This window comes from Flavobacterium sp. (genome assembly GCF_044348915.1).
Lineage (GTDB): Bacteria > Bacteroidota > Bacteroidia > Flavobacteriales > Flavobacteriaceae > Flavobacterium.
In genome coordinates this window covers 1-14,479 of the sequence record NZ_JBIKRX010000071.1, presented here as the reverse complement: position 1 = coordinate 14,479, position 14,479 = coordinate 1, and the positions used below count along the sequence as shown (strand labels likewise).

Here is a 14,479-nt window from a genome sequence, read left to right as displayed (position 1 = left end):
CGCCAAGTTCACTTGAGCGTTTTTTTGTTGGATCTATTTTCAAAGCGTAGCTTTGCAGGAAAGACGAAGTCAATCCTGCTCTCCCCACGAATAAATAGAGACATAAAGAAAAACGCCAAGTTCACTTAAGCGTTTTTTTGTTGGATCTATTTTCAAAGCGTAGCTTTGCAGGAAAGACAAAGTCAATCCGGATCTCCCCACAAAAAAAAATCCTGAAAATTCAGGACTTTTTTCGTACTTAAAACAACTCTATCCTATTCCAAAACAAAACTCACACTTACATTAGCAATAATTTCTATTTCGCCAATGGCCAGAGTTTCCCTTGGAGCTGATTCTGCTTTATCCATCGACATAGACTTCAGTGCGTACATTCTAGGCTGCGGAATATAACTTTGTGAGTTATCGGATATCACTATCGCTTTACCTACTTTTTGTCCCAAGACGAAAACAAAATCCTCTGCTTTCCCTTTAGCGTCCTTCATGGCTAGTTTTCGCGCCTCAGATTGCAACTGAATCATCTTCGACGATTTGAATTCCACATTGTCAATTCTATTAATTCCTTCGTTAACTAATCCTTCCATCAAGACATCATATTTAGACAAATCTTTTACTACAATTTGAACAGTTTGGGAAGCGATATAGCTGTATTTCTTTTTCTCGTAATCATAATTTGGATTCAAAGCAACGCGTTGGGTCTGGAAATCTTCGGATGCAATATTCGACTTTTTGATAAATTTCAATATCCCATCCATCTTTTTGTCGTTTTCTCTCTTAACGTCTTCGGCTCTTGTTCCTTTAGTTTCTATTGAAACGGAGATCACCACCTGATCTGGAGCAACTTTCACCTTGCCTTCGCCGGCAACGTTAATCATTGGAACTTGTTTTTGCTCTTGCGAATAAGTTGTGGCAAAACAAACTAGTGCAAAAATTAAAATTATTTTTTTCATTTTTTAAACTTTAAATTATTTTCATTTTGTCTTTCAAAACCTATGCCAATTATAGTTTCCCCGCTTTGGCTAGACCAAAAAGAATTAGAATTGGAATTGCCAGCAGCACCACCATAAAGGTATTTTCTGTCAACATCGAAGGTTCTTTGACGATAGTAATCAAATAGCCACCAATAGCGCCTCCAAAATGAGCTGTATGTCCAATATTATCGTTTTTGGCTTTCATACCATAAATAGAATACAATAAATAACCAATCCCAAAAAGATAGGCAGGAATTGGTATTGGAATAAAGAACATATACAAATTCATATTTGGATCAATCAAAATTGCAGAATACAAAATCCCTATGACTGCACCAGAAGCTCCAATAGCGCGGTAACTGTACTCATTTTTATGCATTAACAAAGTAAGTAAGCTGCCAAAAACGAGGCTTGCCATATAAATCATAAAAAAACTGGCCTCTCCAAAATAAGTAATCACTACTGGAGCGAACATATACAGTGTGAACATATTAAAAAACAAATGCCCCAAATCACCATGCAAAAAGCCCGATGAAACCATTCGGATATGCTCTCCGGCTCGAATACTACCAATATGAAATTCATATTTTCTAAAAAAGGCTATATCATTAAATCCTTTGTAACTAAACAAAACTGTGGCTGCCATAATAGCAATTAAAACGGTACTCATAATTAATTTGTTTTTTTTGAAGTGTAAATCTAGTTAATAATTATGGTTTAAGAAGCGATGAAAAACACTAAACTAACAAGCAAAGGAATTTTTGAATTATATTTGTTGCAAATTATTAGTTAATGCGCTTGATTATTTACCTTATTGCCTATCCTTTTTTATGGTGCATCTCAATGTTGCCATTTCGATTATTATATCTTTTTTCTGATTTTGTATATTTAATAGTTTATTATTTAATTGGTTACCGAAAAAACATTGTTAGAGAAAACATCGCCTTAGCCTTGCCTCACTTATCTGAGCAGGAGCGCTTAGACATCGAAAAAAAATCGTATCGCCATTTGTGCGATATGTTTCTTGAAATGATAAAAACCATGACCATTTCAGAAAAGGAGATTAAAGAGCGATTTGTGTTTCCGAATTTGGAAGTATATAAAAAACTGGAGGAACAAGACAAAAGCATCGCTATGATGTTGGCACATTATGCTAGTTATGAATGGGTAATATCAATGAACGCTTACGTTAATTTTGGCGCTTTTGCTATTTACAAAAAAATAGCCAATCCCCATTTTGATAAACTAGTTCGTGATATTCGTTCTCGATTTAAAGCCTTTCTCATCACTACCAAAGAAACTATACCTAAAATTATCGAGAATAGTACTAAAAATTTACTCTCTATATATGGGTTTGCTAGCGATCAATCCCCTAAGGTGGATTCTGCTTTTCATTGGCAAAAATTCATGGGAATCGAAGTTCCAGTACACACCGGAGCTGAAATGCTTTCGAAAAAATACGATATGAATGTCATTTTTTTAAAAGTAAAAAAAGTAAAACGAGGCTATTATGAAGCTCGCTTTGAAATCCTTTCAGAAGATGCACGAAATGTTCCAAACTATCAAATTACTGATAAATTTCTCGAACTAGTAGAACAACAAATTTACGAAGCTCCAGAGTATTATTTATGGACACACAAACGTTGGAAACACCGAAAATAGTGGTCAGTTTGAAGTGGTCAATTTGCAGATTTAAAGATAAAAAAAAGGCAAACTAACGTATAAATCATCATAATTTACTGAACGCTGAAAACAAAAAAAACTGAGCACTCAGTACTGCATTCTATCCAAACCACTTTGCAACTAAATCACTTTCGAATGGTTTTGCCTCTTTATGAATAAATTCATTTGAATGCTTGTCATATTCATATTCTTTTGCCCAATCCTGATGGTTTCTGGCCAAGTCTTTTATACTATTGCAAACAAATTCAATTTCTTCATTTGTGGTGGTAGGATGAATCGACATTCTAATCCAACCTGGTTTTTTGGTTAAATCACCTAAAGAAATTTCATCTATGAGTTGATGTGAGGTTTTCTGATCTACGTGTAATAAATAATGTCCATAGGTACCTGCGCAACTGCAACCACCACGAGTTTGGATTCCGAATCTATCATTCAATAATTTTACCCCCAAATTAAAATGTAGATCATCAATATAAAACGAAATAACCCCGAGTCTTTCTTGATGTTGCGCGGCAAGAATCTTGATGTTTGAAACAGCCCCAAGACTCGAAAAAATACAATCTACAATTTCGTGCTCGCGCTGCAAGATATTATCTATTCCCATCTTCTCCTTCAACTGTATTACTAAGGCGGTTTTTATTACCTGAAGAAAACCTGGCGTCCCGCCATCCTCCCTATCTTCTATATTGTCAATGTATTTGTGTTCGCCCCAAGGATTCGTCCAAGAAACCGTTCCGCCACCAGGATTATCTGGAATTAAATTCTGGTATAATTTTTTATTAAAAACCAAAACACCCGAAGTGCCAGGCCCACCAAGAAACTTGTGCGGTGAAAAGAAAATGGCATCCAAGTAACTTTCCGGATCTTGGGGATGCATATCAATTTCAACATAAGGGCCAGAACAAGCAAAATCAACAAAACAAAGTCCATTGTGTTGGTGCATCAGTTTTGCGGCCGCGTGATATGGAGTTTTGATCCCCGTAACGTTGGAACAAGAAGTGATAGAGGCAAATTTGAATTTTCTATCTTTATATTTGTCCAATAATTTACCAAGATTTTCAAGACTAAACAATCCGTTATTACCACATTTAATCACTTCAACATCGGCGATAGTTTCCAACCAAGATGTTTGATTGGAATGATGTTCCATATGCGAAATAAAAACGACTGGTTTTTTTTCAATTGGAATATTGATGAAATCTTTCAGATTTTCAGGAACCTTCAAGCCCAAAATACGTTGAAACTTATTGACCACTCCTGTCATTCCAGTGCCATCCGTTATTAGCACATCATCCTCACTGGCATTTACGTGATTTTTGATAACGTTTCTCGCTTTGCGATACGCCATTGTCATTGCAGTTCCTGATATTGTAGTTTCTGTATGGGTATTGGCAACGAAAGGTCCAAACTCATTCATCATTTTTTCCTCAATAGGGCGATACAAACGACCACTTGCGGTCCAATCCGTATAAATAATTTTTTTTACACCAAATGGCGATATAAATTCCTGATCTATACCTATGATATTCTTTCGAAACTCTTGAAAGTATAGTTCTAATTGAGTTGGCATTTCTTTGATTGTCATTGCACGCTTAATTTAATTTCAAAGATACTTATTTAAAGTATTTTAAAATAAAATCTGGGAAGCTATTCATTGGTAACTATCAAAAACTTTTTGCATAACTCAATAAAATTGTTTGTTTGTAATGCGGTTTTAGTGGTGATTCTAATAAATCCCCTTTTAGAATCGCCCTGTGTGTTATAAATATGTTCTTTAAAATTCTGAATTTTGTAATAAACATTCCGTCCATCAAAATAGCAATGTCGGTGTCTGATAAATAATCCGAAGAAAGCCCAAGACGATATTGCATTTCCAGCCACTTCTTGTATTTCCTATCATACCAAATATTAAGCTCTGCTCCCAATTGTTCAAAAACAAATAAATCGTAATCGCCATTTCCATCGTATGTTTGGGTGTAATAGCCCGTATTAGCAATTTGTTGACTCGTCAACCCATACAAACTAATAGAATACGGCGAAAGGGAAAACCTAAAATATTCATTAGGTTGATACTTTATTCCAGGAGAAAGATTGATTTGATACGGATTTAGAAATCCTTGTGTTTTTCCAATATTATTATAATCTTTAAAATAGTCCCCATCATAAATAGTAAATATTGAAGTACTGTTTTTGATAATTAAATTAGCATTCCACTTACTGTTTTTACTAAATGTATAAGAGAAATCGTGTAAGGTAATAAAATCATCTGTTACTCGTTGAATTCTATCGCTCCCTGAAATTCCATCTTTCTGAACACCTAGTGTCCAGTGAAGTTCATTCGTCATTACAAAACGACTCCCTTCTTTGTAATAGTCTAATCCTAAATCTAATGCGCTGGTGGCCGAAAAACTATTTTTATCTGGCCCAGAGGCTGAATTAAACTCCAAAATATTACTTACATTCAAACCCAAAGCAAATGAATATTGATATGATTTTATCGGTTCTACTGTGTAAACAACTGGAGGCAAATCAGTAAAAAGTTTGTCCTCTACTACATTTTTATCAAATTTATTATACAGAACGTTTTCAACATCTGATAATAAAATAGTTGTCTTTTTTACCTTATTTTTCCCATTGACATAAGCATAAGTATATACAGTTGGGGTTTCTGAAAGTACTTTACAGCGTATTTCTGTGCTGTCTTTTTTTTGTATCAAATCTTTTTGGGCCAATAGATTACTGGTTGTAAACAACACAACAAGTGTCAAAATAAATTTTAAAGTAATTATATCTTTATTGTCAATATTTAATGGATTGAATAAACATTGCGAAGTTGTTTTCATATATACACGAAATAGGTAAGTAATAAACGATTCGGGTTTTCCTTGAAAAATAAAACAGGAAGTACTTTATTTCCTGTTTTATTTTAGATTATTTAGTTGTGGTTTTTTTAGGCTTTTTTTCTCCTGGCAATCCTTTTTCATTTATGGCCATTGCTGTACAAACTCCATCTTCTATTTTTAAGAAAAAATCTACTGAAGAACGGCTCATTCCTTTCGCTCCAGAACCTGATGACATTGTACCACTTTGCGACATTCCCCAACTCCAATCCGCGGTTATAGCACAATCTCCGTTTGGACAATCACCGGTTGGTATTTCACATTCATCACCGTCACAAGAAATTTTGGTTGTTTTTCCTCCACATCTTTTTGTAATAGTAAACTCTTTGAAACTAGCTTTTCCTGCACCGCCACCAGATCCTTGTGTGGCTGATGCATCCGAACTTGTTCCAGTGCTTGATACTGATTCAGCTAACTTAGGAGTGCTCTTGTTAGTTTCTTTAGAAACTGTCATCGGTTTGTGTTGTCTTTTACCGGTTGGAAGACCTGATGCAGCATCACGAGGACTTACAACTTCTGAAACTGAATTATCAGCAGCACTCACACTGTAGGATGATAGTGCTTTATAATAATCATATCCTTTTTTTGAGGTTGGCTTTCCAACAACTTCATCTGCAGAACTTGGAGAGCTGCTTTCGAAGACAATAGTACAACCAGTATCCGTTTGAATCACTCGACATTTTACATTTTTCTTTAAATCGTAACCTGCCGTTCTTTCATTTGTTTGATTACTTTTTGTTCGAGTCGGTGGAGTTTCCTCTTGAGCAAATAATAGATTAGTAGTACTTGTAAAAGCAAATAAAACGACTGTAATAAAAATTGATTTTTTCATAATTTCTAAAGTTTAATTGTTATTTTTTTTGCTGTTTAGTAATAGATACTTTTAGTTCAAAAATTGTTACCTAATTAAGATATAATCTACGAAAACAGTACGCATTAATAAAAATAATTAATCATGAATTACTTCTTTAATTAATAAAATCAAATATATTATCTTAAAAAATTAGATAAATATACAATTTTTTGGTTAACTTTAGAATATTTGATAATTTTTAATTGAAACAAATAAAAATTATAAACAAAAAAAACCTTTCAAAATAATTTCCGAAAGGGTTATTCTTATAAAATTGAAATTTAAATTCCTGCCACTGCCTTTATTTCGTCAATAATTCTCAAAGCCAAAGCATCCGCTTTTTCTTGCGAAGCTGCTTCGGTATAAATACGAATGATGGGTTCTGTATTTGATTTTCTGAGGTGTACCCAGTTTTCTGCAAAGTCAATTTTTACACCGTCGATGGTTGATAGTGAGCCTGTCGAACTATCGTTTTTGTATTTTTCAGTCATCGCTACCAAAATCGTATCAACATCAATTTGAGGGGTTAACTCGATTTTATTTTTGCTCATAAAATATTCTGGATACGAAGCTCTCAAAGCTGAAACACTCATTTTCTTGTTGGCCAAATGAGTTAAAAACAGAGCCACACCTACCAAACTATCACGTCCGTAATGCAATTCTGGATAAATAATTCCTCCGTTCCCTTCTCCACCAATGATCGCATTGTTTTTCTTCATCAATTCGACTACATTCACCTCGCCCACTGCACTCGCTTCGTAAATTCCTTTATGAGCATTGGTCACATCACGCAAAGCACGAGACGATGACATATTCGATACTGTGTTTCCAGGAGTTTTTCCTAAAACAAAATCAGCACAAGCTACCAAAGTATATTCTTCGCCAAACATCTCACCGTCTTCGCAAATGAAGGCAAGTCTGTCTACATCTGGATCAACAACAACTCCCAAATCGGCTTTTTCTTTAACCACCAATTCCGAAATATCCGTTAAATGTTCTTTCAAAGGTTCAGGATTGTGAGGAAAATGTCCGTTGGGTTCGCAGTATAATTTCACGACTTCAACGCCCATTAACTCTAGTAATTTTGGAATAATAATTCCTCCAGAAGAATTCACTCCGTCGACAACCACCTTGAACTTAGCAGCTTTCACAGCTTCAATATCTACTAGTGGCAAATTCAAAACCTCATCGATATGAATGTCCATATAAGCATCATTTTCGAAGATTTCGCCCAAATCATCCACAGTCGAAAAATCAAATGCCTCTGCTTCGGCAATCTGCAGGATTTTCTCTCCTTCGACACCATTCAAGAATTCCCCTTTTTCATTCAATAATTTCAAAGCATTCCATTGTTTTGGATTGTGAGAAGCGGTTAGAATAATTCCACCATCGGCCTTTTCTAATGGAACAGCAACCTCAACAGTTGGCGTTGTCGAAAGTCCTAAATCGACCACGTCAATTCCCAAACCTACCAAAGTATTTACTACCAAATTATGAATCATCGGTCCCGAAATACGCGCGTCACGACCAACTACTACTTTCAATTTGGAATTTGCGTTTTCTTTTTTGGAATTTTGCTTAAGCCAGGTTCCATAAGCCGAAGCAAATTTTACTGCGTCAACAGGTGTGAGGTTATCCCCTACTTTACCGCCGATAGTTCCTCGAATTCCTGATATAGATTTTATTAAAGTCATATGATTTTAGATTGCAGATTTTAGATTGCAGATTATTAATGCAAATATAAAAAAGTTATGTGTTTAATGAGTCTTAAATTGTAAGTTACTAATTCTTCAGGGCGTTCGCTTTTAAAAAAGAAAAAAAGGAGCCACAAATTTCACGAATAAACACGAATTTTATCGTGCTTAAATTACACAAATTTAGTAAATAACAGAGAAAAATTAGTGTTATTTTTTTTCATTCTTTTTGAATTAGTGCAAATTAGTGCAATTCGTGGCTAAAAAAATTTAAAAGCGAATACCGTACTAATTCTTTTAAAAAAATAAAGGATTCGTGTTTTTTTATATCTTTATCAAATTACAATTAAAAGCATAATTCTAGCAAAAAAGGAAAATTGAGAAGTCCAATCTGAAATCAAAACTCTAAACTCTAAAATGAATTTTCTAGCGCATATTTATCTTTCAGGGGACAACGATTTGTTGAAGATTGGCAATTTTATGGCCGATGGTATTCACGGGAAACACTATGAAAATTTCCCTTTGGAGATTCAAAAAGGAATAATTTTGCATCGAGAAATAGACACTTTTACCGATGCTCACCCTATTTTCCGTCAAAGCACCAAACGATTGCATCCTAATTATCATCATTATTCAGGAATCATTGTAGATATATTCTACGATCATTTTTTGGCTAAAAACTGGATTAATTATTCAACTGAATCACTAGAAAATTTCACAGACCGTTTTTACCAGTCACTTAGAGATAATTATGATGTACTGAATGAGAAAACGCAAAAAATGGTACCTTATCTGATACAACAAAACTGGCTAATGAGCTACCAAAGTATTGAGGGCATTGCTGTCATTTTAGAAAAAATGGATAACCGAATGAAACGCGATTCAAATATGCGCCATTCGGTCACGGAGTTAAAAAGCTTTTACCCTGAATTTGAAAAAGAATTCACGCTGTTTTTTAAAGAATTAATAGTACATTCGAATTTAAAAATACAAACTTTATGAAAAAAAATATCCTACTTGTTTCCGTACTGATTCTCCAGTTAATTTCATTAACGACGACCGCCCAAACGGGACTTATTACCAATAAGGCTATGGTGGTTTCTGCTCGTGTAGAAGCATCTAAAATTGGTGTCGAAATCATGAAAAAAGGCGGGAATGCCTTCGATGCGATGGTCGCCACTGAATTGGCGTTGGCAGTTGCTTATCCGTATGCTGGAAATTTAGGCGGAGGCGGCTTTATGGTGTATCGAAAAGCAAATGGGGAAATTGGCTCGTTGGATTATCGCGAAAAAGCCCCTTTGGCCGCTTCAAAAGATATGTTTCTGGACGAAAACGGAAATGTCATCAAGGGGAAAAGTCTTGAAACAGCCTTGGCAATTGGAGTACCAGGAACGGTCGCAGGCGTTTTTGAGGTTCACAAAAAATTGGGTTCTTTGCCTATTGCAGAAATTCTAAAACCCGTCATTGCCCTTGCCGAAAGAGGAGTTATTGTCACTAAGAAACAAGAAAACCAACTGAAAAACTATCATGAAGACATTATAAAAGTAAATGGACCTAACTCATTGTTTTCAAATGCATTCAAGGAAAAAGACACAATAAAATATCCTGCTTTGGCATCGACATTAAAGCGGATTTCAAAAAACGGACGAGATGAGTTTTATAAAGGCGAAACTGCTAAAATTTTAGTAAACTATTTACAACAAAAAGGTGGCATAATAACCTTGGAGGATTTGGCAAAATATGAAGCGAAATGGAGAAAACCAATCACATTCAATTACAAAGGTTTAAAAGTCATTTCGATGCCACCACCTAGCAGTGGAGGAATTTGCCTAGCTGAAATTCTTAAAATGGTGGAACCTTATGACCTTGCCAAAATGGGACACAATTCAACTCAAGCGATTCAAGTTATTGTCGAAGCCGAACGAAGAGCCTACGCCGACAGAAGTGTTTATTTGGGCGATCCTGATTTTGTAAAAATCCCTGTAAAGCAGTTGATTTCAGAAAAATATTTAAACCAAAGAATGGCGAATTTCAGCTTTGACAAAGCCACTTTATCATCGGATATCAGGGAAGGAAAAGTAAATTACAACGAAAGTACTGAAACGACTCATTACTCTATCGTGGATTCTTTTGGAAATGCCGTTGCTGCCACAACAACTATAAATGATGCATTTGGATCCAAATATTATTGCGATGAACTGGGTTTTTTCTTAAATAACGAAATGGACGATTTTAGCTCAAAACCGGGTACACCCAATATGTTCGGCTTAATTGGTGGTGAAGCCAATAGCATTGCCCCACAAAAAAGAATGTTGAGCGCGATGACACCGACTGTAGTAGAGAAAAATGGCAAATTATTTATGGTGGTTGGAACTCCAGGTGGCTCTACAATTATCACGTCTGTTTTGCAAACAATTTTGAATGTTGCTGAATTCAAAATGAGTATGCAGGAAGCGGTGAATGCACCGCGATTCCATCATCAATGGCTGCCTGATGTTATCACTTTTGAACCCAATACTTTCGATACCAAAACCTTCGATGCGTTGAAGTCCAAAGGTTATATTATCAACGAGAAAACTACACCAGTAATAGGAAAAGTGGATGCTATTTTGGTTTTACCAAACGGAAAATTAGAAGGTGGCGCTGATAAAAGAGGTGATGATACTGCTGTGGGGTTTTAGAGCCCTCAATGTGATTAAGTTTAGGATTTCGTCCTCGTCCGTTCGAGTGTTTTATTAAAAAATGCGACAGCTTTTTTTAATAAAATGCCTGTCTGCCGCAGGCAGGTATCGAGAACTCTACATTTAAAGGCTTCTCGATACTCCCGAAAGCTTTCGGGATTGAATAGTAAAGCTATCGCATTACTATTAAAAATCAAAGTGAAGTGACGGCTAAAAGTCTTAACTTATTGAGCTAGCCCTTGCCCCCGAAGAGGGAATTTTAATTCTTAAAAATATGAATTTTATCACCAAATTAGAAACTGCTTTTGCCAACAACAGCAATCCTGAAAATGCGCTTGCTATGGCAAAATATATGCGGAATCATTTTTCGTTTTTTGGAATAAAAACAGAGGAAAGAAGACAGCTATTCAAATTAATTTGGAACGACTGTAAGAATAAAATTGCAGAAAATCCAAGAGAAATAGCCCAAGAACTTTATACAAAACCTGAAAGGGAATTTCATTATTGTGCCATCGAAATTTTAATAAAACAACTGAAAGGGAATTACCAAAAAGAGGACATTCATCTTATCGAAAAATTAATAATAACCAACTCTTGGTGGGACAGCGTCGATACGATTGCCAAAAATATCTTGGCTCAATATCTATTGGAATTTCCATTCGAAACCGCAGCTGTAATTGAAAATTTTTCGAATTCCGAGAATATGTGGCTCAACCGCAGTGCGATTCTGTTTCAATTGGGTTACAAGCAAATAACCAATTTCGAAATACTCCAGTCTGAATGTGAAAAACACAAAAATTCGAATGAATTTTTTATCCAAAAAGCGATCGGTTGGGCATTGCGAGAATATGGTAAATCAAATCCAGAGGCGGTTAAAAATTTTGTTGACAATACAATTTTAAAACCTTTAAGCACAAAAGAAGCTCTAAGAAATATAATTTAAGAACTAAATAATGGTAATTTTGTATTACTATTAAATCCAAAATGATTAAAAAAATACTATATAAACTTGACAGCCTCACTGCTTTAGCACAGAGTAAGCTCAGCAACAAACAGTTTATTTTTGTGTCTAGTGTTTTGGTCGGAATCTTAGCCGCTCTTGCAGTGATTGTTTTGAAAACTTTTGCGCATTGGGTGTTCACCTTTGCCACTTATGTTACCAGTAATACCACCATATTTAAATACGGGTTTATCAAAGGAATGCTGCCTGTTTTCGGGATTTTATTAACTGTTTTTGTAGTCAAAAAATTTCTAGGCGGAACGATAGAAAAAGGAACTTCACAGATTTTGTATGCAGTGGCCAAAAAAGCAAGCATCATTCCAAAAAAACAAATGTATGCCCAAATTATTACAAGCTCGCTAACGGTGGGTATGGGGGGTTCCGCAGGTTTAGAGAGTCCTATTGTCATCACCGGAGCTGCGTTTGGATCGAACTATGCACAAAGATTCAAATTGGGTTACAAAGACCGAACACTTCTTATTGGTTGTGGCGTTGCTGCAGGGATTGGAGCGGCATTTAATGCTCCTATTGCTGGAGTTCTATTTGCCATCGAAGTCTTATTGGTCGATGTAAGCATTTCCGCTTTTACGCCCATAATGATTTCAGCAGCAACCGGAGCTTTGGTTTCGAAAATTGTTTTGGATGAAACTATATTATTAACTTTCAAGCAACAGCAAACCTTCGATTATCATAATATTCCTTACTATGTTTTACTTGGCTTATTTACGGGACTTATTGCGGTTTATTATTCTCGAAATTTTCAAAGAGTAGAGCATTTCTTTGGCAGATTACGCCTCAAACCTTATAAAAAAGCGCTTATAGGATCTTCAATTTTAGCTATCCTTATTTTTATTTTTCCAACACTTTTTGGCGAAGGTTACGAAAGTATCAAAACTTTATCCGAAAGTGATCCAGGTCAATTGTTAGACAACACCTTATTTAGTAGTTTCAGAAATAACAGCTGGGTACTTTTAATATTTGTGGGATTAACAATGATGTTCAAAGTTTTTGCTACCGCAATTACACTCGGAAGTGGCGGAAATGGAGGCAACTTCGCTCCTTCCCTCTTCTTGGGTTCTTATGTAGGTTTCTTCTTTTCTAAGTTTTTAAACCTAACAGGTCTTACCAACCTGCCCATCAGCAATTTTACCTTAGTAGGAATGGCCGGTATCCTTAGCGGATTATTTCACGCTCCACTTACCGCCATCTTCCTTATAGCAGAAATTACAGGAGGTTATGCTTTGATGATTCCTTTGATGATTGTCGCTTCGATTAGTTTTGCCATTTCAAAACAGTTTGAAAAACATTCTCTTGATGTGAAAAATCTAGCTCGAAAAGGAAATGCTTTCACCAGTAATAAAGACTCCAATATCCTATCTAATTTAGATACAAATAGCATCATTCAAACCGATTATTTAAAGATTTCACCCAATGATACCTTAGATAAATTAGTCGATTTGATATCGCATTCCAATCAAGTTATTTTTGGTGTAGTAGATGTGCAGAATGACCTACTAGGTATCGTTCATTTTAACGATATTAGAGAAATTATTTTCAACCAATATCGCGTTAAATACACTTTGGTAAAAGAAATTATGAAAAAACCACTTGACATTATCTATCCTACCGATAGTATGGAAGTCGTTATGAACAAATTCGAAAACACGAAGGTTTCATTTCTTCCTGTAACTAAAAATGGAAAATATTATGGTTTTATTTCCAAAGCGGTTGTGCTCGAAGCCTACCGAAAAAAGTTAAAATCAATGATTATAGAATAAACCCTCTTTTTAAACTAATCATATGCCACAATTAGAAAGCCTATTCCCAGACCTGAAAGATATTCAGGTCATCGACCAATCTATCCCTTATTCGCAATATACTCCACTTGATTTGTCCGGTGCCAATGCAGATTTATCGCAATTGGACATGAAAAAACCGAAAGACTTTGAAACTTATATTGAAAATCATCTCCAAAAAAACAAGGCAAAGATAGCATACGGCGGTTACAATGAAGAAAGAAATCTCTACGACGATAAAACCCTTTTTGATGACGAACAAACAGACAAAAGAAATATTCACATCGGAATGGATTTATGGATCAAGGCTGGAACTCCAGTATTAGCAGTGCTAGACGGAACAGTACACGGTTTTGATTTCAATGCTGGTTTAGGAAATTATGGCCCAACTATCATCCTAAAACACAATATCTCAAATCACATTTTCTACACTTTGTACGGACATTTATCTTCAGATAGCATCGAAAATCTTGAAATCGGAACTGTTTTCCGCCAAGGACAACAATTAGCTACTTTGGGAGATGCATCGGTAAATGGCGGCTATTCTCCACATTTGCATTTTCAAATCATCAAAAATATAGGTACTAATTTTGGCGATTACCCCGGCGTTTGTAGTAAAAAAGACTTGCCTTTTTACTTAGACAATTGCCCTGACCCGAATTTATTGTTGAAAATTCAATAATAACAATCAGAACTGCTTTTCAACACTTAACAATGATATTCTTAAAATTTAAATAAATAGTAATTTTATTGTTATAATTATTAATAAAATAAAATAATTGTAACTAATCAGTCTCAAATATAGGGATTTTATTTCATGTCAAAATGACGTGAAATAAAATTCGAATTCATGCCACATAGTCATTGGATTTATTAGGTGAATCTTTTTATATTTTGTACTTTC

12 protein-coding genes are annotated in these 14,479 nt (G+C 35.2%); 6 read left to right on the top strand and 6 right to left on the bottom strand.

Annotated features, from left to right (window positions below):
- Nucleotides 1–254: 254 nt before the first annotated feature.
- Both ACIQ1E_RS11195 and ACIQ1E_RS11190 read right to left on the bottom strand, forming a co-directional pair.
- Nucleotides 255–947, bottom strand: coding sequence for an SIMPL domain-containing protein (locus ACIQ1E_RS11195; protein ID WP_396171391.1), 693 nt, complete (start codon nucleotides 945–947; stop codon nucleotides 255–257).
- Nucleotides 948–996: 49 nt separating this feature from the next.
- On the bottom strand, nucleotides 997–1,638 hold the full coding sequence (locus ACIQ1E_RS11190) for a rhomboid family intramembrane serine protease (protein ID WP_396171390.1): 642 nt from the start codon (nucleotides 1,636–1,638) through the stop codon (nucleotides 997–999).
- A 122-nt stretch (nucleotides 1,639–1,760) separates the two neighbouring features.
- Between ACIQ1E_RS11190 and ACIQ1E_RS11185 the strand changes: the two genes are divergently transcribed.
- On the top strand, nucleotides 1,761–2,630 hold the full coding sequence (locus ACIQ1E_RS11185) for a lysophospholipid acyltransferase family protein (RefSeq protein WP_396171389.1): 870 nt from the start codon (nucleotides 1,761–1,763) through the stop codon (nucleotides 2,628–2,630).
- Nucleotides 2,631–2,751: 121 nt separating this feature from the next.
- Here ACIQ1E_RS11185 and ACIQ1E_RS11180 read toward each other — a convergent pair whose 3' ends face one another.
- The 4 genes from ACIQ1E_RS11180 to glmM all read right to left on the bottom strand — a co-directional run bounded on the left by ACIQ1E_RS11180 (nucleotide 2,752) and on the right by glmM (nucleotide 8,098).
- The gene (locus tag ACIQ1E_RS11180; RefSeq protein WP_396171388.1) at nucleotides 2,752–4,236 is read right to left on the bottom strand and encodes an aminotransferase class V-fold PLP-dependent enzyme; all 1,485 of its coding nucleotides are present in this window, start codon (nucleotides 4,234–4,236) and stop codon (nucleotides 2,752–2,754) included.
- Between the two features lie 79 nt (nucleotides 4,237–4,315).
- Complete coding sequence (locus ACIQ1E_RS11175) at nucleotides 4,316–5,494, bottom strand: hypothetical protein (RefSeq protein WP_396171387.1); 1,179 nt, start codon at nucleotides 5,492–5,494, stop codon at nucleotides 4,316–4,318.
- Between the two features lie 88 nt (nucleotides 5,495–5,582).
- On the bottom strand, nucleotides 5,583–6,383 hold the full coding sequence (locus tag ACIQ1E_RS11170) for a hypothetical protein (protein ID WP_396171386.1): 801 nt from the start codon (nucleotides 6,381–6,383) through the stop codon (nucleotides 5,583–5,585).
- Nucleotides 6,384–6,685: 302 nt separating this feature from the next.
- Nucleotides 6,686–8,098, bottom strand: a complete 1,413-nt coding sequence (glmM, locus tag ACIQ1E_RS11165; RefSeq protein WP_396171385.1) for a phosphoglucosamine mutase — start codon at nucleotides 8,096–8,098, stop codon at nucleotides 6,686–6,688.
- Nucleotides 8,099–8,515: 417 nt separating this feature from the next.
- Between glmM and ACIQ1E_RS11160 the strand changes: the two genes are divergently transcribed.
- The 5 genes from ACIQ1E_RS11160 (at nucleotide 8,516) to ACIQ1E_RS11140 (ending at nucleotide 14,257) form a co-directional block, all read left to right on the top strand.
- The gene (locus ACIQ1E_RS11160; protein ID WP_396171384.1) at nucleotides 8,516–9,100 is read left to right on the top strand and encodes an ACP phosphodiesterase; all 585 of its coding nucleotides are present in this window, start codon (nucleotides 8,516–8,518) and stop codon (nucleotides 9,098–9,100) included.
- Nucleotides 9,097–10,779 carry a gamma-glutamyltransferase gene (ggt, locus tag ACIQ1E_RS11155; RefSeq protein WP_396171383.1) on the top strand — a complete coding sequence of 561 codons (1,683 nt, stop codon included), beginning with the start codon at nucleotides 9,097–9,099 and terminating at the stop codon, nucleotides 10,777–10,779. Before ACIQ1E_RS11160 ends, ggt begins: the two co-directional genes overlap by 4 nt.
- A 274-nt stretch (nucleotides 10,780–11,053) precedes the next feature.
- The gene (locus tag ACIQ1E_RS11150) at nucleotides 11,054–11,722 is read left to right on the top strand and encodes a DNA alkylation repair protein (RefSeq protein WP_396171382.1); all 669 of its coding nucleotides are present in this window, start codon (nucleotides 11,054–11,056) and stop codon (nucleotides 11,720–11,722) included.
- A gap of 41 nt (nucleotides 11,723–11,763) precedes the next feature.
- The gene (locus ACIQ1E_RS11145) at nucleotides 11,764–13,557 is read left to right on the top strand and encodes a chloride channel protein (RefSeq protein ID WP_396171381.1); all 1,794 of its coding nucleotides are present in this window, start codon (nucleotides 11,764–11,766) and stop codon (nucleotides 13,555–13,557) included.
- A 22-nt stretch (nucleotides 13,558–13,579) separates the two neighbouring features.
- On the top strand, nucleotides 13,580–14,257 hold the full coding sequence (locus ACIQ1E_RS11140) for a peptidoglycan DD-metalloendopeptidase family protein (protein ID WP_396171380.1): 678 nt from the start codon (nucleotides 13,580–13,582) through the stop codon (nucleotides 14,255–14,257).
- Nucleotides 14,258–14,479 lie beyond the last annotated feature (222 nt).